We start from the raw sequence: 23,856 nt of genomic DNA on the forward strand, positions 1-23,856 counted from the left end.
AATTGGTATTTTATCCTGCCAGAAGTAATCATATTTTTTATATTGCCAGTAACGATGATAAAATAATCCCCTTAACTTGGAGTTTGACTAACCTGCTATGAATAAACGCACCTCGCTGGCTCTCTTTGTCCTTATATTATTAGGATTTATTTGGGGTTCCGGTTACACACTGGCAAAATACGCGATAACAAATGGTGTTCCTGCATTCGGCTATTCTTTTTGGCAATCGGCGGGACCTGCTATGCTGTTAACATTAACTTGTCTTCTAACAGGCAATTACAGCGTCTTACTCCCCCAGTATTGGCCTTATTTTTTGACCTGCGGTCTGATTGGCATTGCGATTCCTAATACAAACATGTATTTAATTGCCAGTCATCTTCCAGCTGGTTTACTCGCTGTTCTGGTCAATACAGTCCCTTTATTGGTTTATCCAATGGCCTTGCTCGTTAAGCAAGAACGTTTTGACACATGGCGTATGATTGCATTATTTGTCGGTATGTTGGGTATTTTTCTTATCATTAGCCCTACATTCCAGGGTTTAGTCTCTAGCTGGGCTATTTTAGCCTTCCTCAGTCCGTTTGCCTTTGCTCTTTGTTCAATTTATATCACGGCTAAGCAACCACAACCACTAAATGCACTACAAGCAGCAAGCGGTATGCTTGTGGCTTCAACTTTACTCCTCCTTCCTTTGGTAATACAGCAGCATAGCTTCTACTCACTCATAGGGCCTATAACAAAAGTAAAACAAGTTGTTATTTTGGAAATATTTTTATCCAGTATTGGTTATTTACTCTTTTTTAGTTTATTACGTTTAGCTGGACCTGTTTTTTATAGTTTGACGGGTGGTATGGTTGCATTAACAGGTTTATTTTGGGGATTTATTGTCTTTAAAGAGCTACCCACTACGTTACAAATACTCGCCATCTTTTTAATTATTTCTGCTCTTTTTCTGCTATCATGGCGGCAATCGAAATTGCAGGAGGCGATATGACGGTCAATGAATTGGTTCAACAGTACCAGGGACAAATCATAACGTTTCAATATTTATTAATACTGATCAATGCACTATTGCATGTTTTATTTGCTGGTGCCGTAGCAAGAGATGCAGGAAATTTATATCAGCTTGGACAGCGCCCTGCTCTTGTTTCTGCCCCGACTTGGGCGTTTGCCACACTAATAGGTGGTGTGATTACGGCAACCATTTACTGGTTTATTCACCATTCAACATTGACAAGGCCTACTATTCGTGAGAATTCTTATGAACGAAATCGAAATACCAACAATTAGTGTACAGGAATTAAAAAAAAGATTGGATGCAGACCCAGCATTATGCTTGATTGATGTAAGAGAACTTTCCGAATGGCAAATTCTACGCATTCCACATGCAATTCACATCCCTAAAGATGAATTACCAAACCGTATTAGCACACATATTTCTGATTTGAATCACCCCATTTATCTTCATTGTAAGGGTGGCGTTCGCTCACTTTACGCGGCCAATTGTTTATTGGAGATGGGCTATAAAAAAGTGTACTCAGTGGATGGCGGCATCATGGAATGGACAATGTTTGGCTATCCGGTTGAGGAGAAACACCCTGCGTAATGCAGGGTGTAATTTCACTAAACGTTAGTTAGTTGTTAATTTAGAATCATGATCGTCAACATAATCCTCTTCTTCTTCACTCTTCTTAGTGTTGGCACTCCAAATCAAACCACCCACTGTACTTCCCATTTTAGCAAATAATGAAGGGCCTTTTTTGGCTTGTTCGCGCTCATATACCTCTTTTTCAATCGCAGCACGACCTTCAGAGAGAACTTTTTTACGAGCTTCCGCACCCATATCAATAGCTTTAACTTCAAATGCTGATAAACTCATTCCTTCTATTTTAGAGAAAGGGTGTACTTCAAGCATTTTTTCAGTGTTTCCATGAGGGAATACAAGGGAAGTATAAAATTTCATTGCTTCTGACGTCATACGGGCGGCACTATTGGCATCCACTTTATTTGCCTGAATATCCTTTTTCTTATCTTCATCTCGGACACCCATAGACTCAATGAGGACGTCACGAAGAAGGCTCCCGCTGCTTGGTAAAAGACCATCAGCAATGATGTACATGACCCCAGATAAAATCATTGACTTTAATCTTTCTTGCTCACGCGTTTCTTTTTCGCTTGATTTGGCAGGAAGTTTATCCAATTGGACAATTATTTGTTGTACAAATTCAACATAGCCTCGTCTGTGAACTGGTAGTTTTTCAACATCGGCTACTTCATGATGTCCTAAAAAGCTCAAAAGTTTACGATCAAAATTCTTTTTTATCTCATCATAAGCTGTCAGTGTAAAACCCATCTTACTCTCCTTAACTCCGTTAATAGGTTATGCGGTGGAATCATTCACCGTTCATCAGTGTAAACCAATTCAAGTCATTCGTCATGAATTTTCTTTAAACGGATTAATCAATTTGCAAGCTACTGATTTGATTAAACAATATCTGAAACCTCTAAGATAAAATGTGCATTCTGCCCATTAATTCTCCCAAAATGGACTAACAATAATCAAATTTCTATTTACCCCTCACTCAAACTACTTTAGGATGCGATTGTTTATTTTTTGCGAGAACATCATGAAAAAAATATTGACGTTACTCTTACTTCTTTCATCCACGTTGATTTTTGCTAATCCAAAACAGCCAAAATTAGTTGTACAACTTGTTGTCGATCAACTAAGAGGTGATTTAATTTATAAATACCAACAAAAATTTGGCTCTGATGGCTTTAACTATCTAATCAATCATGGGATTGATTATCATAATGCGCATCACCCCCATGCGAATACGGTCACTTGTGCTGGGCATGCTACTATTGCCACTGGTAGTTATCCTGCTCTACATGGTATTGTGAACAATGATTGGTATGACAGAAAGACTAAACAGAATCTTTATTGTGTTGAAGATTCACAAAGCCCTATTTTACCAACCAAACATTCGCAAAAAGCGGTTGAAGGACGTTCGCCGCGTAATCTGGTAGCCTCAACCTTAAGTGATGAAATTGTCCTCGCCCAAACGGGTCGCGCCTTTGCAGTTTCTCTCAAAGATCGTGCTGCAATCACCTTGGCAGGCCATGCCGGAAAAGCATTTTGGTTTGATAAAGAAAATGGCGGCTTTGTTTCAAGCCAACATTATTATTCTGCTTATCCACAATGGGTTAATAACTGGAATAGTCAATATGAAGCAAAAAATAAGAGCTGGAATTTAAGTGCCCCACTTGCCAGCTATACCTACGCTCAGGCTCCAACCTTTAAAAATCGTTTTCAGGAATACGGCGCTTCATTCCCTCACCATTTAGGCGCCCCCAATTCAAAAACTTATAACAAATTTCTGTCGATGAGTCCTTTTGCAGATGAGTTAACCGCTGATTTCGCTATGACTCTATTAGCCAATGAAAAATTGGGGACGAGTGATAAACAAACTGATTATCTTGCAATAAGTTTTTCTGCCGTTGACGCTATCGGTCATCAATTTGGTCCTAATAGCCTTGAATCAGAAGACAACTTGTTACGGCTTGATAAAACGCTTGCAAAATTATTTGCAGCGCTTGATAAACAAGTAGGTTTGGATAATGTTTTAATTGTTTTAACTGCTGATCATGGTGTCAGTGATTCCCCTATCTATCTTGCATCACATAACATCAAAGAAAATCACTCTTTGAAGATCCCGCAAATGCAAAAGATTATCGAGCAAACGCTGGCTAAACAATTTAAGCTTCCAGAAAACACCCTGCAAGCCATTACGTTGCCCTATGTTTACCTTAATCATGAAATTATTAATGAACACCAATTATCAATTCATGAAGTAAGCAGTTACTTAGCTGAGACCCTGCGTCAGCAACCTGGTATTTTTCAAGCTTATACCTTGCCGCTAGCCAATACAGAACATGATTGGTTAAGTGCCAAAGTCGACAAAATGGCATTCCCTGAGCGTTCTGGTGACCTTTATCTTGTATCCCCTCCCTATCAGGCGTTAGCTGATAAAAGTGATGAACGGGTAGCCCATGGCACACCATGGCAATACGATAGCTACGTCCCCTTGTTATTTGTCAATCCAGCATTTAAAGCGCAACGTATTACTAACCCGGTAAGTACAACTGACATTGCTCCTACGCTAGCCATCATTCTATCAATTAAATCTCCTTCAGCAGCGGTGGGACAACCCTTGCCAGAAGTAGTCAAAGCGCTTAAACGGGCTTGAAATTAACAGAAGATGCTCCTACTTTTTATAAAGGAGCATCTTAAAATGGACATTACCATGAATAATGTAAAAACTTTTGTTTTATTAGCAGCCTTGACTGCTTTATTTCTTTTTATTGGTAATGTTTTGGGCGGGCATACCGGCCTAATGATTGCTCTTGTCTTTACTCTTATTATGAATTTTGGTGCTTATTGGTTTTCAGACACCATCGTTTTACGCATGTATAATGCTCAACCGTTAGATGAAAACCATCCAGTTTATCAAATCATTAGAGAGCTTTCGCAAAAAGCTCAAACTCCCATGCCGAAAGTTTATGTGGTTGATAGTCCTACTCCAAATGCATTCGCTACTGGACGTAACCCCAGCCATGCGAGCATTGCTGTAACAACGGGTATCTTAAGCCGATTAACGCGGGAGGAGTTGACGGGCGTTTTAGCGCATGAAATGTCTCATGTCACTCATCGTGATACCTTAATTAGTGTTATTGCAGCAACATTAGCGGGAGCTATTAGCAGTTTTGCCAACATGTTTATGTGGACTTCAGCATTTGGCGGTAACTCAGAAGAAGACAGGCCTCACCCGATAGCTGGCTTATTAATGATGTTATTAGCACCTTTGGCTGCTGGTCTTGTGCAAATGGCTGTCTCTCGTTCACGTGAATATGAGGCAGATGTTGGAGGAGCCGAACTATGCGGACATCCTTTATGGTTGGCTAGCGCCTTAGGTAAACTTGAAATGGCCAATCAACAAGGGAATTTTCAACAAGCAGAAGCACATCCAACAACAGCCCACCTTTTTATCGTGAATCCACTAAGCAGTGAACGCTTATCGAGCTTGTTTTCTACTCACCCTCCTATTAATGATCGCATTCAACGTTTGCAAGAAATGGCCAGAGGCTCTTCCCGCTAGCAAAAAAATTGACTCCATGGATTTATTAATTAACACTGCTTCAGTAACCGCAATAGACCTCTTCCCGAATTCGCTGTGGCATCGCATTTAGAAAGAGCTCTAATAAAAAATTCATTGGAGTGTAGTAATGATCATTTCCGCAGCTTCTGACTACCGTGATATTGCAAAACGTAAGCTTCCAAGGTTTTTATTTGACTACATCGATGGTGGTTCATACGCTGAACATACACTTAAAACCAATATAAGCGATTTAGCCGAAATAACATTAAAACAACGTGTTTTAAGAAAAATAGACAGCTTAAATCTCGAGACAGAACTGTTTGGAGAAAAACTGGCCATGCCAGTTATATTAGCGCCTGTCGGGATTACAGGCATGTATGCACGTCGTGGAGAGGTTCAAGCTGCAAAGGCTGCTGCAAATAAAAAAATCCCTTTTACACTATCCACCGTTTCCGTCTGTTCGTTAGAAGAAGTAACCGAGCAAAGCCCCCAATCTATTTGGTTTCAACTTTATGTACTCAAAGATCGTGGTTTTATGAAGAGTATGCTTGAGAGAGCACAAGCTGTTGGTGTTAAAAATCTGGTATTTACAGTGGATATGCCTTTACCCGGTGCACGTTATCGTGATGCGCACTCAGGGATGTCAGGACCATTCAGAATGCCAAGGCGACTGTTACAAGCGATGTGCAAACCCTCGTGGGCTTTTAAAGTTGGCCTGATGGGCAGACCCCATAATCTTGGGAACATTTCAAAATATTTAAAAAAAACCATTGGCTTAGAAAATTATATCGGTTGGTTGACTAAAAATTTTGATCCATCAATCAGTTGGACAGATCTTGAATGGATTCGCGATTTCTGGAAAGGTCCAATGATATTGAAAGGAATTTTAGATCCTGAGGATGCCAGGGATGCCATAAAATTTGGGGCAGACGGTATCATTGTTTCTAATCATGGCGGACGTCAGTTAGATGGTGTGCTATCCACAGCCAAAGCCCTTCCTATCATTGCCGATGTCGTAGGAAATGAACTAACCGTTTTGGTTGATTCAGGTGTCCGCTCTGGGCTTGATGTCGTACGTATGTTAGCTCTAGGGGCTAAAGCCGTTTTATTAGGGCGCTCGATGATTTATGCTTTAGCGGCTCAAGGTCAGGCAGGAGTTGAAAATCTCCTTACTATTTTTGCCAATGAAATACGTATTGCCATGGCACTAACGGGTGCGACTTCAATAGCAAAAATTAACAAATCCAATCTTGTGTTACCTGAGGACAAGAATTAACACGGTAAGCTAACGATTATTTATCAGGAGAGCTGCAATGGATAGCCCACACTTTCAAAGAGCATTTGCATTTGTCGATTTACAACAACTTCCTCCTAAGCCACGTCAAACTGGCCTCATTGAAATTCGTGGTCCGTATTATGAAGCATTTACTCTTGGTCAACTAAAAGAATTGTTAACTACCTGGGGCTATTATATCGACGGCTTTAAATTTGCCGGAGGCACCCAAGCCCTACTTGATGCAACAACAATAAAATCATTTATTAATCTTGCTCATGAACATCAAGTTTATGTGAATACGGGAGGATTTATAGAGCGTATTGTAATTCAGGATAGTAACAATCTTGATCGCTATCTTAATGAAACAAAAGAATTAGGATTTGATGTCGTTGAGGTATCCAGTGGCATGTTTGCCCATCCCAATGATTTTAAGCTTCAGGATCAGATTAAAATTGTCAAAAAAATTGAACAGTTAGGTTTAAAGGCTAAGCCTGAAATTACCATTATGAGCGGCGTTGGCGGTGGAACAAAAGAAATCCATTATAAGGAAAAGATAAAATCAACAAAAACATTAGCCCATTTAATTGAAGAAGGTGAGCGTTTTTTTGAAGCCGGCGCTGCCATGCTGATGGTTGAATCGGAAGGAATCACCGAAGGAATAGAGGATTCGAAAAATTGGCGCAGCGATGTTATTTTCTCGCTGATTGAAAAATTTGGACACGAGAAATTGATGTTTGAGATTTCTCCAGAAGATGAGGAAGCACGCCAAACATTTAAATGGTATTTAAAAAATGTAAGTCCTGATATTAATCTCATGATGAATGCGAAAAATGTCGTGGAATTTAATGCCTGGCGCTCGCATTTATGGGGTGATCGCACATTATGGCAAGGAAAAAAAGTCGTTTTAGAAAATTATAAATAGACTGGCGATATCGCAGACTCGCAATAGTAAGATTGCTTTCAAGACAGCTTGCCTCACTTGGCTTTAGCTAAACAAAAATGCCAGGGTAAGAAGTCACGTAGGGGATCATTGCACAGGGATACTCCTATATCATTGCTATCAATTGTTTTACTATTCAGTCTTTTTATCGGAGCAACAGAGCATCCTTATGAAGATCTCAATCAAAGCATGGATTTCACTCGTAGCTGCCGATAGCTGATAAAACATTACAAAAAATTTGTTCTGGCAATGCTGAAAAATTGGGGATCAAATTAACGCATACTCTTAGGCCTTATGTTGCTTTTCATGACTAATTAACCAGTGCTTACGTGCGAGACCACCCCCGTAACCACCTAATTCACCATTACTGTTAATAATGCGGTGACACGGAACTACAATAGCAAGTTGATTGGCACCATTTGCATTGGCCACTGCCCTATAAGCAGTGGGACGACCCACCACTGTCGCCTGCTCCACATAACTGCGCGTTTCACCGTAAGGAATACGACATAAGGCCTCCCAGACGCTTTTTTGAAAAGGACTTCCCAGAAAAAATAAAGGGGTTTTGAACTGTTGCAGTGTGCCTGCAAAATAGGCTTTTAATTCCTGCTCGATTAAAGCAATAGGTTTCGTTGTTCCGGGAATAATTGTCGCTTTTAAACGCTGCCTTAAGCGATCCACCTCGCGTTCAAGTCCGCGACGATCAATAAACTCTAAAAGATGCAAAGCATCATCATTTGCAATGGCCAGCATAGGGCCAAGACAGGTATCTAACCAGGCCGCTTTCAAGACTTGATGTTGTTTTTGAGTGGAAGATGGAGGTGCACCCATGATTTTTGTGAATGCATCACGAAATCCGCTACTTGATTCAAATCCAGCATCCAGTTGCGCTTCGATAATGGACTCCCCTTGACGAATTTGTTGCAACGCCAACCCTAAACGTCTCGCGCGCGCATATTCAACAAAGGTCATGCCAAAACGTTTTTTAAACTGGCGCCGTGCCGTTGAGGCATCAATCGCTAAAGCATCAAAATCACAATCTCGCCATCGTTTTGCTGGATTTAATTCAACGGCTTCAACCAGTGCACGCACGGTCTCGGATACTTGATTTGGATGAGAGAGTGGATTACATCGCTTACAGGGACGATAGGAGGCTAATAATGCTTCTTGAGCCGTGCGATAAAACTCACAATGCTCAAATTTCGGCTTTCTAGCGGGACAAGATGGCCGACAAAAAACACCTGTCGTTTTAACGCCAACATAAAAAACGCCATCGTAATTTGTATTTTTATCAAGTAAAGCCTGATAAAAATCACCTTTCACTTCAGTAGTAAACATAAGAGATCATCTAATTTTTGTGTATTAATTCAACTATAGCAAGTCAATTAAATTGACGTAGCCGAAATTCAGGCATTGATTTTTTTAAGAGCAGTGAGAGGATTTGGCCTATAGCTTATACTCTATAACGCTCCTGTTTCCGGTGTTAGTTTAAGATTTTCTTAATAATAAAACTGTACTATTAATAGCCAATTTATTTGTTATTAACTTAGGCCATTTTAGTTGAAGGTGAGTCCACGTGAAAGAATTTGAAAAACTACTCAACCAAGCTTTGCTTCCAGAAAGAAAAGACTCATTTCTCTATCCTTTTCCAGATTCGTTTTCTTATTTTGATGTTAAAATTGATCCCAGCTCAACCAGCTTTTTGCTCAATGGCAAACAAGTTACAAAGCTAAGATTGCTTTATCAGCCAACAGCAAAAAAATTTTTTCTTGATAAGAGCCCTCTTCCTGCTAACGGAGCCTGTTGTATCACCTATCAAGATGGCAGCAAATCAGTACAATCAATTGCTCCTGAAAAAATAGAAGAAGTACGGGGTCATTTTACACTGCATTGTTCTAATAGCATCCAAACTTTTTTAAGAATGAATCAACGGTCTTTAAATTGGCAAGACCATTCAATGAGAATTTACTATCAACAGCAACAAACAAATCCAACACAATACTATTCTGAGTTACACGAAAAAATCATGTCTCGCATTGTGGGGATTACTCAAGAAACTAAATACAAAGGATTAAATATTATTGATGGCGGTTGTGGTGATGGCCAACTTGTAAAAAAAATGGAAAACAGATTTAAAGCCGAATTAGCAATACCGGTTAATATAATGGGCTTTGATTTTAATACCACTAATGTTGCAGCTTGTCAGGAAGGCTATTCTGGGAGCTGTCAATTTTTTCAGGGCAATTTGTTGGAAATCGATCAGATTATCGCTACCGCCACAGCGAAAGGATGGCTATGCTCCGATTGGCCAATCATATTAACTCTCTCTGGCTCACTAACTCGTCTTGTTTTAAAAGATGGATTTCAAGCAGCAGAGGTATTGATGTTAGCCTCAGCAAGTAAGGTGGATTATTTAATAGGTGGCGGCGTAGGAGAGCCACTTGTTACCGCAAGCATGATTAAGCGTCTTGGATACAAAGAAAATCAACTTTCCTCCTCCTCCAATAGTCATAACTTTTTTTCTTATCAACATCTATCTGAGGAAGAAATTAAAAGAGGAAAATTTGCCAAATTTGTGAAAAGTAATTTCTTGGATTTATCGCTTTCGCCTTATGCAGTCGATATGCTTATAATGATGAAATCTTATTTGCAAACAAATACCACCATTGATTTATCCTTTCTTCCTTTAACGAGGCAGTTAGAAAGAACATTGCATCGTATTCTGGATACTAACTCAACGCTTAAACTGATTTTCTGGCATCACGATGAACCTACAGTTAAGCAATTTATAGAAACTTTCTTCTTAAAAGCCATCATTGATGTGAAGGTTGTACGACAAGATGCGACCTTAATATCTTCCCCTAAATTTTTTACGATGTTACAGAATAGGAAAGAGAATTATCTCTCGGAAGAGGAAATAATTAATAACTTCATTATGGATTATATTAATGCAAACACAAAACCTGTTTTCGATCTCCGAAAAGAAGAAATGACAAATTTAGAAAAAGCCATTGGAAGAACTGGAAAAAATGACATTCGCATCGAGGTAACTGATGATGAAAGATTGCTAATTAATGCCAGTTTAGAAAACATGGCAATATTAAAACCGATTATGCAAGAGACCGTAACCTCTTTACAGAAAAGCGTCTTTGCTGGCGATCTTTCCAAGTTACCTTTATTAATGCATTGGTACAAACAAGATCTACCTTTCAGGATTCCTCATAACTTTGATATTAAAGTTGAAGTGATAAGCGAGCTTATCGATGAAATTAATCTCTATGCCCATTTAGCAACGGAGCATGCAAATATTTTCGATACGCAAGCAATGAAGATGCTGGCTTATTGGGCCATTCATACCAAAACTACCTCTTTATCTATAGAGAGGGAACACGCCTTAGAAAGAGTGTCACTTTTATGGCCATCTAACAGCGAACAATACTTAAGCGCAGCACTAGGTAGTTAATTTGAAACCTGGAGAATGTACTTTCATATCAAGTCTATTTCCTATAACCATTTTTTATATTTAAAAAATTTATAGGAAAAGACGGCAGAAAAAATCATGAAAATTATTGCTAATAAATACCCCCACTTCCAGGAAAGCTCTGGCATAAATTTAAAATTCATACCATAGATGCTTGCAATTAACGTCGGTGGCAAAAAAATTACTGCAGCAACAGAGAATATTTTTATAATTGTGCTCTGATCAATACTAATTAATCCTAGTGTTGCATCCAGTAAAAAACTTACCTTACTAGCAAGAAATGCCGCATAATCGCTTAAAGCATCGATATCTTTGGCAATCGTTTCTATTCTTATTTTTTTTTCCTCTTGGGGATCTGTTTCAATAATAAGTTGAGTAAAAAACCTTACCAAACGGCTGAATGTTATTAAACTATCACGAACTTTATTGTTAAGGTCAGCGTGTAGTCCAATTGTCCGTACCACTGTTTGATAATTAATTTTACTAGCCTTTTTAGTCAGATATCCTTGGCCAAATATTTTTTTAGAAACCTCATCAAGTTCATTACCAACCAGTTCCAAATGATCAGTAAGTCTGTCGATAATTGCTTCCAGCAGTTCAATGAAAAGAATATTGGCATTGTCATGTTCTAAATCATACTTTGTTATTTCTGAAATAAATTGGGGGAATGCCTGCGGCTCAATGTATCGTAAAGTAATTAGCTTTCCTTGAGTTAAAATGAAGGTTACCGGTTCATGAAGCGGTTGCCGGGACTCTGAATCAGCAATCATGGTAGCGGTCATAAACAACGTTTCATTTTTTTTATACAGTCGACTTGATAAGGCAATTGATTGCATTTCTTCGCGTGTTGGGAGGTTCAGATTAAAAGCCTTCGCAAGCGCTTTTTCTTCGCTTTTAGTAGGAGAAATCAAGTCTATCCATAGGGCTTCCTTAATTAAGTTCAAGTCTTTTTTTTTCAATTTTTGCGAAACAAGCCCTTTTTTATTGAAATAGACAGTAAGCATACTGCCGCTCCCTATTTTAGGTTATTCTCTATATCGGCAAAGTCTGCTAAAGCTCCACTATTATTTAAAAAATTAATTAAAATAACCTGCTGAAACCTATTATGCAAAATAAAATCCTTTATGTTTTTTAATACGAATTATTTCAAAAACAGTTAATTTTCCCGAAATTATTGTATAAAGAACTGGATGGCAGTGTGGTAGCATATTTCACAATTATTTTTACTAATACATTAAGAATAAAATTAGGGGAAGAATAATTATCTAGATAAAAGAAGATGTATCGTTAACTCATTGCTAACGAAACATCTTCAACAATTCGTTTTTTGATTAGAGACCAATCGACTTTGGCGGGCAAAGGTAAGCATTTCCAAGATTAGTCACGTTGGTTTGTGCCATATGACCACTCATATTGCCATCAAAACCACTCATTGAGCCTGTGTTTCCAGCACGTGTGGTAATTAATTGAATATAATTGGCTCCTAATCTACTTGCTTTATTTTTTAAATCATTCATGGCGCCTTCTTCGAGATTTTTATTTGAAGTCCAATCACCCGTGAAGAAGTTACCTTGATTACCAACTACCTGTCCCAGGTATTTACATCCCTGAGGAGCTGGATTAGGAGAGGCGATAACACGTGTGGCCTGAGGGTCTAATTTAATTGATGCACACCCACTTACTAACACGACAGCCAAAATTACACTAGAGCCAATTTTTTTCATTTTTTATACCCTGTTGTATAACCAAGACGCCCCCATTCTAGGCTTAAATTAACCGTAGATCAATAAATATAAGCAAACTGATTTATTCATGAACAAATATGAGAATCATTCAATAAAAGCTAACGGCTTTTTAAAATTTTTCTTTATCAAACGAACCTATTAAGGGTTGGAGGATTACTTGCTTTAGAACAACATTCTTAGGATAATTCGCCAATTCACAGCTATAATTGGATAAGATATGGGGCAGCTAGGGCAATTTATTATAAATCATTGGGCACTTTGGCTTGCATTACTAATTGTTTTGCTTTTAATTTTTATTAATGAAATTCAATCGCAAAAAAAGCAAGCTAAAGAATTATCCCCTCAAGCTGCTGTTAATTTAATTAACCATGAAGAAGCAATAGTCATTGATTTGCGAGATGCCGAAGCTTTTCGCAAGGGTCATATTATCGATGCTATCCGTGCCAATGCTGAAGATTTTGAAGCACAACGTATGGATAAATATAAAACAAAACCAATTATCTTAGTTTGTGCACGGGGTTTGCAATCAGCCCAACTGGCCGCTAAATTACGAGAGAATGGTTTTTTACAACCGCTTGTTTTAGCCGGTGGAATTACTGCATGGCAAACTGCTGATTTACCTATTGTTAAAGGAAAATAACGAAAGGAAGAAGGATATGGCTGAAGTAATCATGTACAGCACCGCATATTGTCCCTATTGTACACGGGCACGCGACCTGTTAGATAAAAAAGGCGTTACCTATACAGACATTCGTGTCGACGATGAGCCCATGAGGCGCGAAGAAATGATTACAAAAAGCGGGAGACGTACAGTGCCACAAATTTTCATAAACGGCCAACATATTGGGGGTTGTGATGATATGTATGCACTGGATAAAGCAGGGCATTTAGATAAACTTTTACGAGGATAAAAAGCAATGACCGAACAATCAAGCACTGTGCAGCAACAAGAAGCGCAATTTATGATCCAGCGCATTTACATGAAGGATTCATCTTTCGAAGCACCTAATACACCAGCTATTTTTCAACAACAATGGGAACCTGAATTATCGTTGGATATAGGTACACAACATTCTCAATTAGAAAAAGATGTTTATGAAGTTGTCCTTACAGTCACTGCAACAGTCAAAAATAATAATACAACTGCATTTTTAATTGAAATTAAACAGGCTGGTATTTTTACTATTCAAATTCCCTCTAAAGAACAACTTGATCATCTGCTGAATAGCTTTTGTCCAAATATTCTTTTCCCTTATGCTCGTGAAGCGATTACTTCTCAAGTCATCCGAGGTAGTTTCCCTCAACTAGTATTGGCGCCAATTAATTTTGATGCTCTTTACGCGCAACAAATGGAAGAAAAGCAAAAAGCTGCAAAAGATCAAACTGAAACAGCACACTAAGATACTATGAATAAAAAGATTGCCATTTTGGGTGCCGGTTCCTGGGGTACTGCAGTCGCGGTTCATCTGGCCAACTGTGGCAATCCTGTCATGCTGTGGGGACATAACCCACAGCATGTTAGCGAAATGATTAATCAACATTGCAATCAACGCTATTTACCAGAGGTTATTTTTCCAGCATCACTTACTCCTGTTGTCGAACTCGATCAATGTTTGAAGCAGGCAACTGAAGTAATTATTGCAGTCCCTTCTCATGCTTTCGCAAACTTACTTTCTAAAATTACAAAACCTATTCACGGCTTGGCATGGTTAACCAAAGGCATTGATCCCATTACCCTTAAGCTACCAAGTCAATTAGTTGCTGAACGCTTTGGAGAATCTTTTCCAATTGGAGTTATTTCAGGTCCCTCTTTTGCTCGTGAGGTAGCGAACTTTCTACCCACTGCCCTGACGCTTGCCTCTAATAATTTAGATTATCAAAAATCCATGCAATCGCTATTGCACGCTAATAACATACGCGTTTACTTAAGTAATGACGTTATTGGTGTTCAGGTATGCGGCGCGATAAAAAATGTATTAGCTATCGCTTGTGGTATAAGTGATGGTTTAGGGTATGGTGCCAACGCCAAAGCCGCGTTAATTACTCGTGGTTTGGCAGAGATGAGTCGTTTGGGAATAAAGATGGGCGCAAAGGAAGAAACCTTTATGGGTCTTGCAGGTATTGGCGACTTGGTCTTAACCTGTACTGATAATCAATCACGAAATCGGCGCTTTGGCTTATATTTAGGTCAAGGAATTGACTCTTTAACGGCAGAAAAACAAATAGGTCAGGTTGTAGAAGGGAAACATAATGCAGCTCAAGTTTGTTTACTTGCAGAACAGTTACAAGTGGAGATGCCGATTTGTTCACAAGTGCAAGCTGTTTTAGACGGAACGATTAGCCCTGCTCAAGCTACCATTAATTTAATGAGCCGCTCACCACGTGAAGAATAGATTATATTATGCGGTGATAAATTCTTACTGATTTGGAAAACTATGCCAATAAGACAAATCATTTACTGCAGCTGTTTTCTATTATTTTTTTCAGCCACTACGGGCTTCTCAACACCAGCAATTTTTAAATCAAAAACATTCTATTCTATTAATGGAATAACAGCGGAAGAATTACGCCAACAAATGAATAGTCTGGGACCAATTGTTTATGGCGCCCATTTTGATGCAAAAACCACCTGGCATATTAATTGGCAATATACCTGGCATTATAATAATCCAACACAAAACCCCTGTTATCTGACAGCAGCCAATGTAACTGTTAACATTACGATGCTTTTACCACAATGGCTCAATCAAGATTCTGCTTCGCCAGTATTAAAAGCAAAGTGGAATACCTATCTCATTGCTCTAGAGAATCATGAGCAAGAACATGAGGTGAATGGTATAAAAGCAGCAGAAGAAATCGATGCTGCCTTATCTAAAATATCTCCTATGCCAACTTGTCAGGCTTTAAAAGAAGCCATTGACAAAACGGCGAGTGACATTCTCCATCGCCATAATATCTGGGATAAACAATATGATCTGGACACCACTCACGGTAAAAATCAAGGAGTTATTTTCCCCTAAACGCGAAAAATGCTAAACCTGTGTGGACTTAACTAATAAGCTATTAAACAAGCTGTGGCGGTCTAGGTGGTTCATCTTCAGGAGTTGTTGAGTGTTCTTGGCGCATTTCACAAAGCGCTTGCTTCATGGCTTTAATTGTCGTCATAGAGGCTCCTGACTTGGCAGCAAGTAATGCACTTTGCTCTCTTGCTCTTTCTTCTACCTCATCACTATGCATTTCCGCCATATGTTCATTATAGGTACCGCTTCCTAGATCATCTTCCGTTATTGCACCATAACTCCATGTTGCCTTAATCGCTCCATAAGCAAAATGGGCTAATTCTCCTACCTTAGCTGCTGCAGCTTGTTTTCTAATCTGCTCGAGTGATTCTTCATCGGGTTCAGGTTTTTTTGCGGCATCTTCCATCAGCTCTGTATATTCATCACCAAATGATCTAGAAATTAACCTCTCTGCCGCTAAATCAGGTCCTGGATTGAAAGAATTCATTTCCATACCACCTTGCGCTAATAAAAGGGCTAGTTCTTCATCTCTTAAATCAACGCCATAGGCTTCTAATGCTCTATTTACTCCTGCGACCTCTGCTCTTGGAGCGGATGCATCAAGAACCTTACGATTTTCCTTCGTCCATACGACAGGCGGCGGTTGATAAACAGCAATGCCTGTGGCTACTACATAACTTGCTTTTAGATAATCATTTATACGAGGTTGATAGGCTGATTGGTTGCTGTCATAGACGGCATAAGCGCCAACAGCTGCTGCGACTGTCCCGAGTGTTATCCCTAGTCTGCGAGTGGGCATGAAATGTCCTTAAATTGAACTACTGAGTAAAATATAGTCCAATTTTGACATTTTTTAGCAATTTTCGGCACACTCCATAGATTATACAAGGAAGAAAATTATTCCCCGCAACCCCAGGGGGCGCCACAACCTAAATCAAACTGCTGCAGACTTAAATCTCCCTTTTTATCGCATAAGGGCGCCGATGTGCATAATTGACGTATTGGCTGTTGAAACATCGTTTGCTGCGTTATTTGTTCAAGCTTATCTAAGCGCTCAAAGGATAATGAATCGATGTTATTAGCTTGTTTTAGATGGATACAAGGGCTGCATTCCAAACTGGCATGGGAGAGTAAGGCAAATCCAGTTCGATTAATCAAGCGTGTAAATTCAGCATCAGCGACATTCCATAAAGGATGCCATACTGTTCGTCTCTGATATAACTCATTTTGGTAGTCAAATTCTTCAAGATCGGCATAACGGCGTGAATCCAATCGCCTTTTACCAGACACAATCAACGCTTCACAAGCAGGATCGCAATCATCAAGATGATTGAGGATGGTTAAACCTTTAAGAAAACTGGCACACCATTGAAATTTTTGACTGGGAAACTGCTTGCGAGCAATAACCATGTCAGAGAAAGTTGTTTGCGCTACTAAACGATGCACTGTTACACCGCGCTGTTTAATGTACTGGCTACAAGCTTCTACCCTTTCCGGCCAAGAAGCAGCCGCCCAACCCGTTTCCACGTAAATAAAATGAATATTAGGCAAGTCCTTTTCAATGAGAACTTGCACTGCAGCCAAAGAATGGTTGCCAAAATTTCCAATTACTATATGCATATAAAATAGGATGGTGCCCAGGGCCGGAGTCGAACCGGCACGGGATTTAACTCCCGAGGGATTTTAAGTCCCTTGCGTCTACCTGTTTCGCCACCTGGGCATTTTTTGGAGGCTGAGGCCGGAATCGAACCGGCGTACACGGCTTTGCAGGCCGCTGCATAACCACTCTGCCACACAGCCGAATTAAAATTCGGAAAAAAAAAGCGACTCCGCGTCGCTTTAATTTTGGAGCGGGAAACGAGACTCGAACTCGCGACCCCAACCTTGGCAAGGTTGTGCTCTACCAACTGAGCTATTCCCGCCTGTCTACGGGTTGCCATTCTACCGAAAATTAGAACGCTGTCAACAAATTAAATTAATTTTTTTTATAACTGCTTAATTAAAATGTAAACACTATGCAAAACGTTTATATTTAATTCAATATGCGTGTTTAAAATGGATAAGTTGCTGAGGCTTAGCAATTTTTTCAATGTAAAAAATTAAATTTATTTTAACGGTTATGGAGCTTGCGCGTAATTTTTGAATTTTGTTTCAGTGCAAAATTAAATATTTCAAGTAGCGTAAGTGAATGCTAGAAAAGGGTTGCAATACAAAAGTTGTAGACTATACAAAAACTTCAGGGGATGCCTTAATATTCCTATCAAGGCAGAGATTATCTCTCAGCAAACTTTAAGACGAAACAGACCGTTTACTCATCAATTGAGGCCAAGCGATAGTAAGATAAATTATCATTGACCAAATCGTTAGAATAGCTGCCAGATATAACAAAATAAAACCGAGCACTCCCCACCATGATTGTGTTGGGTTAAACGCCAATAGTAGTAAAAGTGCGATCATTTGCACGGTTGTTTTTATTTTACCAATATAACTTACCGTAACACTTGCGCGACTACCAACTTCCGCCATCCATTCTCTAAGCGCCGAGATAACAATCTCACGCCCTACAATGACAATAGCAGGAATAGTGATATAGTCCATTTCCCTTGCACCAACAAGGAGTAATAAACTACAGGCAACTAGCAATTTATCAGCCACTGGATCAAGAAATGCGCCAAAGGGAGACATTTGCTTCAGCCTTCGCGCAAGATAACCATCAAGCCAGTCGGTAAAACTTGCCAGGGCAAAAATTGCCGCAGCTAAACCATGCGACCAATCAAAAGGCAGATAAAACGCGATAATAAATACCGGGATCAGTACAATGCGCATTAATGTCAGTAAATTGGGTAAACTGGTTAAGGTGCTCATTTAAGCTCTCCCTCTTTAGGCAAGCATAAGTAATCAGCTAAATGCTGATAATCATCAAATACTGCCATCGCTCCTGCAGCAAGTAATGCATTGTGTTGTTGATGGTAAAAATCCACACCAATCGCATCAACACCAAGATTTTTTGCCATTTCGATATCTGTGATTGAATCACCAATCATGAGTGTTTCATCAGTGGTAAGGCCAAAGGTATCAATAATTTCCTCAAGCATCTGGGTGGAAGGTTTTGGAGCCGTTTGACCTGCCGAACGAGTAACTTTAAATAACGTATCCAAGCCTGAGATATGTAAAGTTCGTTGCAATGATTGCTGCCCCTTATTCGTAGCAATAGCGATATCAATCCCGGCATTATGCAAACGGCTGATAAAATCTTTTGCACCAGGAATCAAGAACACTTCTGTGGTACGAGCAATTAAAGAGTGCTGCACAGCATGTAGTAATTGCTGATGTTGCTCCTCACTTAAATCAGGAAATATCTTCCTTAGTGCTTTTACCAAACCCAAATCTACAGACTGACGCGCTAATTGCTTATCAATTTCTCCAAATTGCAAGCGTCTTGCTTCTATAGCAACACTATTAAAAATTTGTCCCAGTGTGTCTCCTAAGGTTCCTTCCCAGTCAAACACCACCAGGCGATATGGTTTACCCATGAGTTAACAAGCTCCCCTTGCACGTAATCTTTTTAGTGTTTCCGTAAATTTCTCATCTAAATTTGCTTCAAATAGATGATTTTTTCCGTTCAGGTTAAATTGAATCGCTCTCGCATGCAAATAAAGTCTTGGCTTTATTGTCTCCAAACCAGCTAATTTCTCCGATTTACCATATTTTTCGTCACCCACTATGGCATGTCCAAGATAGGCGCTGTGTACTCTTATCTGGTGTGTACGACCCGTTTTAGGTGAAGCCTCTACTAAACAGGTTTGTTGATAATTTTCAAGTAACTTAAATAGGGTTTGTGAAGGCTTGCCTTCTGAATTAACAGTTACAATTCGCTCGCCTGATTTTAATATATTTTTATCCAAGGGCATATCAACAAGAATTGTTTTTTTACCTTCCCAGGAGTGACTCAATAAAGCCCAATAAGTTTTATGAACTTGTCGCTCTTCCAATAAGGCTTGAATAGCGCGCAGCATACTCCTTTTTTTAGCCAATAATAAACAACCCGAGGTTTCTTTATCCAGGCGATGAACAAGCTCAAGGTAAGTTAAATCGGTGCGCGTTTTTCGTAATGCTTCAATGACACCCAAGCTTAAACCGCTTCCACCATGCACAGCAATTCCTGCAGGTTTATTAATAACCAAGAGACTGCTATCCTCGAATAAAATGCTGTTTTGCAATTGCAGCTCTAATTTAGAACCGACGAAAATTTCTTTATCTTGTGAAATCCGTACAGGTGGGATACGCACGGAATCCCCGGTACTTAAACGCAAAGAAGCTTGCGCTCTTTTCTTATTAACCCGCACCTCCCCTGCACGAATGATTCGATAAATATGACTTTTAGGTACGCCTTTAAGGATTCTTACCAAATAATTATCCAAGCGCTGCCCTTCTTCTTCGGCACTAATTTCTGTATAACGTACATCGCTCATTTATGCATAAACCTATTTGCTGTAGCTGTTTTTTTTGATAGTATTAAAAATCGCGTGAACAATCACGCGACCGAATTATAACGTATAAACAAAAAAAGTTTATCAGCCGCTAATAAACTCGGCTAAACCAAGGGCCTGTTAGCAATTCGTCAATATGAGCCAAACTAGTCTTTGTGGAACCGGGCAGCTTTATCTGACTGCCGATACAGAAGACAAAATAGTTAAGGCGCCATTTGTAGTATAATTGAAGATAGGTCCTTAAAAATGAAACGCGCTCCCTTAAGTTGATATAAGGAAGCACCCAATACTAGAGCCAAATTGAAGAAGAACTCATCAGATACCCACGCATGTCAGACATGCCTTACATCAGTTCCCGCTTATTTTGCGAATACTAAGCAAAGGATGGTTTCTCATGCATAAAACCGTCAATGTCGCCTTTTGCTCACAAAATCTGGCATCTCAGATGTATACCTCCAGCATGCGCCGCAATATTTGCAGGCACAATGCGTGTGGTCTGTCCTTATGGTCTTGGGAAATGCTTAAACAGAATATTTTTTGTTTCGTTAAGAGACGTTCGCTGGCTAAATTATTTTTGATTTCCTAAAAAAATCAAAGGTTCAACTAAGAGAACTAATAATAAGCCTTATGTCGCTTCACACAACAAAAAATAAATCCTTACACTGTCTAACTTAAGAGTGGCGCCCTTTTATGGGGTAAATTAATGGAAAAAATGTTAATTAATGCAACACAAGCTGAAGAAGTGAGAGTTGCTCTTGTTAAAAATAATCACCTTTACGATTTAGACCTTGAGTGTCCAGCAGAAGTCAAAAAAAAGGGAAATATCTACAAAGCTATTGTTACGCGCCGAGAACCAAGCCTGGATGCAGTTTTTGTTGAATATGGTGCCAAACGCCAAGGGTTTCTACCTCTGAAAGAAATTGCACCCGAATACTTAAGTAAACATCCTGATGAATTTGGCGATGACAAACCACCAATCACTTCTTTAATTCGTGAAGGACAAGAATTACTTATTCAAGTTGATAAGGAAGAGCGCGGTAACAAAGGAGCAGCCCTCACAACCTATATTACTCTAGCAGGTTGTTACTTGGTTTTAATGCCAAATAACCCTAACTCTGGGGGAATTTCCCGTCGAATAGAGGGCGATGATCGGGATGAGTTAAAAGAAACACTCAACGCATTAGAGTTACCGGATGAAATGGGTCTTATTATTCGAACTGCCGGCGTTGGCAAGAGTCAGGACGAATTACAAAGTGACCTCGATATGCTCTGCAATCAATGGCAAGCAATTAATCAGGCTTACGCAAATCAACTCGCCCCCTGTCTAATCCATCAGGAAGGCGATGTAATTATTCGCTCTATCCGTGATAATTTGCGCAAATCCATTGGCGAAATTATCATTGATGATCAAGTTTCTTATGTAAAAGCCAAACAATACATTGAGCAAGTTAAGCCCGATTTTCTGCCTAATCTCAAGCTTTATAACAGCACCATCCCTCTCTTCAATTTCTATCAAATTGAAAGTCAAATTGAGACGGCTTTTCAACGCCAGGTACCTTTACCTTCTGGTGGCGCACTTGTCATTGATCGTACAGAGGCTTTGGTATCTATCGATATTAACTCTGCGAAGGCCACTAGCGGCTCTGATATTGAAACAACCGCTTTAAATACTAACCTTGAAGCAGCAGATGAAATTGCACGTCAACTACGCTTACGCGATTTAGGCGGCTTGGTAGTGATTGATTTCATTGATATGAGTTCCAGCAAAAATCAACGAGACGTCGAAAATCGCTTAAAAGAGGCATTGAAAGCCGATAGAGCGCGCATTCAAGTAGGTCGTATTTCTCGCTTTGGTTTGCTTGAAATGTCTCGTCAACGTTTGCGTCTCTCCTTAGGTGAAAGTGCTCAGGAAGTATGCCCACGTTGCGAAGGAAGAGGAACGGTTAGAAATATTCAATCACATGGTTTATCGATTATTCGTTTAATTGAAGAAGAAGCTTTAAAGGAAAAAACGGCAGAAGTTCAAGTTCAGTTACCTCCTGAAATGGCTACTTTTATCATGAATGAAAAGCGTGAATTCATTTTGAATATCGAAAAACGCCACAATGTACAGGTATTAATTATTGCCAATCCTTATATACAACCTCCTCATTACGAGATAACGCGTTTGAAGGAAGATAATGTTGGCAAGACAAAGAAACCAAGTTATTCACTTATTCATCAACCCGAATTAACAGCAGTTCGCGCTGAAGATGCGACTAAACTTGATGAACCAGCAGTGAAAGCCTTCTCAATTCCTCATCCAGTAAAAGCGCATCAAAATAATTTTATCAAGCGACTTTGGAATAGTTTATTTGGTGCCAGTGAAACAAGCACTTCCTCACAACGCCAAGAAAAAGTGACTCGTGGTAATTCTTATCAGCAAAAACAATCGAATGATAGACGCCAGCAACAGGGTCAAGGTAATCGTCGCCGTCGTTCCGGAGGAAATCAACCGCGCAATGCTGGTGGTAATAACCCGCAACGAAAGAAAGGTCAAGGCAGTCACCATTCAAGCGGTGGACGAGTAGTACAGATGAAGCCTGATCAAGCAAAAAAAAAAGCGCCAGCTAACAAAGAGCACGACAGCTGATTCCGTGTAAACTAAATCTTAATTATTGGGCCTTATTGGCCCAATAGTTCTTTGTAATTCTGATATAAACCCTCTCAATCAATCGCAATAAATCCATTAAACATCCATTACCTTTAATTGATCCACGTTATAAAAACTGAGTGCTTTCAAATGACACCACAGTTAAATCCTGATAGTCGATACAAAATTCAACAGAATTTACGGGCTTAACGGTTCAATCAAAATTTAAGTAATCGTTCTGATCTGGCATTAGGTAATTTCCCTGAAGTTTATTTGTGTTTAAATTATGATTTTTATCTATCCTAAAAGTTTATTTTATGGTTATTTTGATTTAATATAAGGCACAACCTAATTTTCCCTTATTCTAATGGCCCAATCTGGATCTTCTATACTCAACTTATTACTGGCTGATCTGCTTAAAAAAAGTAACTCACCGAAAGAAATTGTAATCGAGCTTTACTCTAGCTTCACTCTCGATACTTTTGTTAAACAGGCTTATGACCATGAATTATTATCCAATAAGGAAATTGGCCAAACATTAAGAACCCGAATTAATCAGAAAATGCATTTTATTTATTCACTCAATCCAAATGTTGAAATTGATTTGCAAAAAGAGGGGTTTCAGCCTTTGAATCTTACATCCCCTACTGCTCTTAAACAATTTCTCAAGTTATTAAATCCAGGCGATTCTGTGATTATCGTGGCCCAAGGAAACCTAGAGGAATCAAAAGTAGCCGATCTAGATGCAGACGCTTTTATTGAGTTGATTCAAGAAGACCTTGAATTATCCAAGCTGGTTAATCTTGAAATTTATAGCTGTATGATGGGCTATGCTACTGCTTTTCGATTAGAACTAACGACCCGGCTAGCTGAGAATTGTCAATTCATTGTAACTTATAAAGCCGTTCTTGCCGCTAATGAATTAGGCAGAGTATTTATTGAGTGTAGTGATGGTGATGATGATGAAGGAGAGGAGGCTGAAGACACTGATGAGAGGCAGGGAGATTATTTCTACAGTGAAGAGCATATTGACCGTTTTAGAGTAATTGATAAAACAAAACCATTAAATCTTTCTTCGACAAATAAAACGAATGCATCATCAAATTTAAAATAAAG

At 39.3% G+C, this 23,856-nt stretch carries 24 protein-coding genes and 3 tRNA genes; 15 read left to right on the forward strand and 12 right to left on the reverse strand.

Annotation, left to right across the window (positions count from 1 at the left end; genetic code table 11):
• Positions 1 to 97 precede the first annotated feature (97 nt).
• From PXX05_RS10185 to PXX05_RS10195, 3 genes are read left to right on the forward strand one after another with little or no spacing between them, the layout of a single operon-like run.
• Positions 98 to 991, forward strand: coding sequence for a DMT family transporter (locus tag PXX05_RS10185; RefSeq protein WP_275088120.1), 894 nt, complete (start codon positions 98 to 100; stop codon positions 989 to 991).
• A complete protein-coding gene (locus PXX05_RS10190) occupies positions 988 to 1,287 on the forward strand; it encodes a hypothetical protein (protein WP_275088121.1) in 300 nt (99 codons plus the stop codon). The genes PXX05_RS10185 and PXX05_RS10190 overlap by 4 nt, the downstream gene beginning before the upstream one ends.
• The gene (locus tag PXX05_RS10195; protein WP_275088122.1) at positions 1,259 to 1,603 is read left to right on the forward strand and encodes a rhodanese-like domain-containing protein; all 345 of its coding nucleotides are present in this window, start codon (positions 1,259 to 1,261) and stop codon (positions 1,601 to 1,603) included. The genes PXX05_RS10190 and PXX05_RS10195 overlap by 29 nt, the downstream gene beginning before the upstream one ends.
• A gap of 24 nt (positions 1,604 to 1,627) precedes the next feature.
• Here PXX05_RS10195 and PXX05_RS10200 read toward each other — a convergent pair whose 3' ends face one another.
• Positions 1,628 to 2,350, reverse strand: coding sequence for a hypothetical protein (locus tag PXX05_RS10200; RefSeq protein ID WP_275088123.1), 723 nt, complete (start codon positions 2,348 to 2,350; stop codon positions 1,628 to 1,630).
• A 274-nt stretch (positions 2,351 to 2,624) separates the two neighbouring features.
• On the opposite strand from PXX05_RS10200, the gene PXX05_RS10205 reads away from it, so the two are divergent.
• The 4 genes from PXX05_RS10205 to PXX05_RS10220 all read left to right on the forward strand — a co-directional run bounded on the left by PXX05_RS10205 (position 2,625) and on the right by PXX05_RS10220 (position 7,354).
• On the forward strand, positions 2,625 to 4,247 hold the full coding sequence (locus tag PXX05_RS10205) for an alkaline phosphatase family protein (RefSeq protein WP_275088124.1): 1,623 nt from the start codon (positions 2,625 to 2,627) through the stop codon (positions 4,245 to 4,247).
• 57 nt (positions 4,248 to 4,304) lie between these two features.
• On the forward strand, positions 4,305 to 5,156 hold the full coding sequence (gene htpX, locus PXX05_RS10210; RefSeq protein WP_275088125.1) for a zinc metalloprotease HtpX: 852 nt from the start codon (positions 4,305 to 4,307) through the stop codon (positions 5,154 to 5,156).
• Positions 5,157 to 5,283: 127 nt separating this feature from the next.
• A complete protein-coding gene (lldD, locus tag PXX05_RS10215) occupies positions 5,284 to 6,432 on the forward strand; it encodes an FMN-dependent L-lactate dehydrogenase LldD (protein WP_275088126.1) in 1,149 nt (382 codons plus the stop codon).
• A 37-nt stretch (positions 6,433 to 6,469) separates the two neighbouring features.
• Positions 6,470 to 7,354 (forward strand): phosphosulfolactate synthase, encoded by an 885-nt coding sequence (locus PXX05_RS10220; RefSeq protein ID WP_275088127.1) that lies wholly within the window; start codon positions 6,470 to 6,472, stop codon positions 7,352 to 7,354.
• 303 nt (positions 7,355 to 7,657) lie between these two features.
• On the opposite strand, the gene PXX05_RS10225 is transcribed toward PXX05_RS10220, so the two are convergent.
• The gene (locus tag PXX05_RS10225; protein WP_275088128.1) at positions 7,658 to 8,710 is read right to left on the reverse strand and encodes a bifunctional transcriptional activator/DNA repair enzyme AdaA; all 1,053 of its coding nucleotides are present in this window, start codon (positions 8,708 to 8,710) and stop codon (positions 7,658 to 7,660) included.
• A 238-nt stretch (positions 8,711 to 8,948) separates the two neighbouring features.
• Between PXX05_RS10225 and PXX05_RS10230 the strand changes: the two genes are divergently transcribed.
• The gene (locus tag PXX05_RS10230) at positions 8,949 to 10,835 is read left to right on the forward strand and encodes a hypothetical protein (protein WP_275088129.1); all 1,887 of its coding nucleotides are present in this window, start codon (positions 8,949 to 8,951) and stop codon (positions 10,833 to 10,835) included.
• A gap of 41 nt (positions 10,836 to 10,876) precedes the next feature.
• On the opposite strand, the gene PXX05_RS10235 is transcribed toward PXX05_RS10230, so the two are convergent.
• Positions 10,877 to 11,857: a magnesium transporter CorA family protein gene (locus PXX05_RS10235; protein WP_275088130.1), complete on the reverse strand. Its 981-nt coding sequence runs from the start codon at positions 11,855 to 11,857 to the stop codon at positions 10,877 to 10,879.
• Between the two features lie 327 nt (positions 11,858 to 12,184).
• Positions 12,185 to 12,577, reverse strand: a complete 393-nt coding sequence (locus tag PXX05_RS10240) for a DUF4156 domain-containing protein (protein WP_275088131.1) — start codon at positions 12,575 to 12,577, stop codon at positions 12,185 to 12,187.
• A gap of 238 nt (positions 12,578 to 12,815) precedes the next feature.
• On the opposite strand from PXX05_RS10240, the gene PXX05_RS10245 reads away from it, so the two are divergent.
• From PXX05_RS10245 to PXX05_RS10265, 5 genes are read left to right on the forward strand one after another with little or no spacing between them, the layout of a single operon-like run.
• Positions 12,816 to 13,238, forward strand: a complete 423-nt coding sequence (locus PXX05_RS10245) for a rhodanese-like domain-containing protein (protein ID WP_275088132.1) — start codon at positions 12,816 to 12,818, stop codon at positions 13,236 to 13,238.
• 16 nt (positions 13,239 to 13,254) lie between these two features.
• Complete coding sequence (gene grxC / locus PXX05_RS10250) at positions 13,255 to 13,509, forward strand: glutaredoxin 3 (protein WP_275088133.1); 255 nt, start codon at positions 13,255 to 13,257, stop codon at positions 13,507 to 13,509.
• A gap of 6 nt (positions 13,510 to 13,515) precedes the next feature.
• Entirely contained in the window at positions 13,516 to 13,998 is a 483-nt protein-coding gene (secB, locus tag PXX05_RS10255; protein ID WP_275088134.1) for a protein-export chaperone SecB, read from the forward strand.
• A gap of 6 nt (positions 13,999 to 14,004) precedes the next feature.
• A complete protein-coding gene (locus PXX05_RS10260) occupies positions 14,005 to 14,991 on the forward strand; it encodes an NAD(P)H-dependent glycerol-3-phosphate dehydrogenase (RefSeq protein ID WP_275088135.1) in 987 nt (328 codons plus the stop codon).
• A gap of 42 nt (positions 14,992 to 15,033) precedes the next feature.
• Entirely contained in the window at positions 15,034 to 15,618 is a 585-nt protein-coding gene (locus PXX05_RS10265; protein ID WP_275088136.1) for a DUF922 domain-containing Zn-dependent protease, read from the forward strand.
• Between the two features lie 43 nt (positions 15,619 to 15,661).
• Here the strand turns inward: PXX05_RS10265 and PXX05_RS10270 are convergent, their stop codons facing one another.
• The 8 genes from PXX05_RS10270 to PXX05_RS10305 all read right to left on the reverse strand — a co-directional run bounded on the left by PXX05_RS10270 (position 15,662) and on the right by PXX05_RS10305 (position 20,090).
• Positions 15,662 to 16,417, reverse strand: a complete 756-nt coding sequence (locus PXX05_RS10270; RefSeq protein ID WP_275088137.1) for a hypothetical protein — start codon at positions 16,415 to 16,417, stop codon at positions 15,662 to 15,664.
• A gap of 98 nt (positions 16,418 to 16,515) precedes the next feature.
• Complete coding sequence (locus PXX05_RS10275) at positions 16,516 to 17,193, reverse strand: phosphoadenosine phosphosulfate reductase domain-containing protein (RefSeq protein ID WP_275088138.1); 678 nt, start codon at positions 17,191 to 17,193, stop codon at positions 16,516 to 16,518.
• Between the two features lie 56 nt (positions 17,194 to 17,249).
• Positions 17,250 to 17,338 (reverse strand) — tRNA-Leu (locus PXX05_RS10280).
• Between the two features lie 6 nt (positions 17,339 to 17,344).
• A tRNA-Cys gene (locus tag PXX05_RS10285) sits at positions 17,345 to 17,418 on the reverse strand.
• A gap of 46 nt (positions 17,419 to 17,464) precedes the next feature.
• A tRNA-Gly gene (locus PXX05_RS10290) sits at positions 17,465 to 17,540 on the reverse strand.
• Positions 17,541 to 17,907: 367 nt separating this feature from the next.
• Complete coding sequence (pgsA, locus tag PXX05_RS10295; RefSeq protein WP_275088139.1) at positions 17,908 to 18,483, reverse strand: CDP-diacylglycerol--glycerol-3-phosphate 3-phosphatidyltransferase; 576 nt, start codon at positions 18,481 to 18,483, stop codon at positions 17,908 to 17,910.
• Entirely contained in the window at positions 18,480 to 19,151 is a 672-nt protein-coding gene (locus PXX05_RS10300; protein ID WP_275088140.1) for an HAD family hydrolase, read from the reverse strand. Before PXX05_RS10300 ends, pgsA begins: the two co-directional genes overlap by 4 nt.
• Before the next feature lie 3 nt (positions 19,152 to 19,154).
• Positions 19,155 to 20,090 (reverse strand): RluA family pseudouridine synthase, encoded by a 936-nt coding sequence (locus PXX05_RS10305; protein ID WP_275088141.1) that lies wholly within the window; start codon positions 20,088 to 20,090, stop codon positions 19,155 to 19,157.
• A 721-nt stretch (positions 20,091 to 20,811) separates the two neighbouring features.
• Here PXX05_RS10305 and PXX05_RS10310 point away from each other — a divergent pair.
• Both PXX05_RS10310 and PXX05_RS10315 read left to right on the forward strand, forming a co-directional pair.
• Entirely contained in the window at positions 20,812 to 22,740 is a 1,929-nt protein-coding gene (locus PXX05_RS10310) for an Rne/Rng family ribonuclease (RefSeq protein ID WP_275088142.1), read from the forward strand.
• 367 nt (positions 22,741 to 23,107) lie between these two features.
• Positions 23,108 to 23,854, forward strand: coding sequence for a hypothetical protein (locus tag PXX05_RS10315; RefSeq protein WP_275088143.1), 747 nt, complete (start codon positions 23,108 to 23,110; stop codon positions 23,852 to 23,854).
• Positions 23,855 to 23,856: the final 2 nt, after the last annotated feature.

Origin of the sequence: Legionella cardiaca (assembly GCF_029026145.1) — a bacterium.
Classification (GTDB): domain Bacteria; phylum Pseudomonadota; class Gammaproteobacteria; order Legionellales; family Legionellaceae; genus Tatlockia; species Tatlockia cardiaca.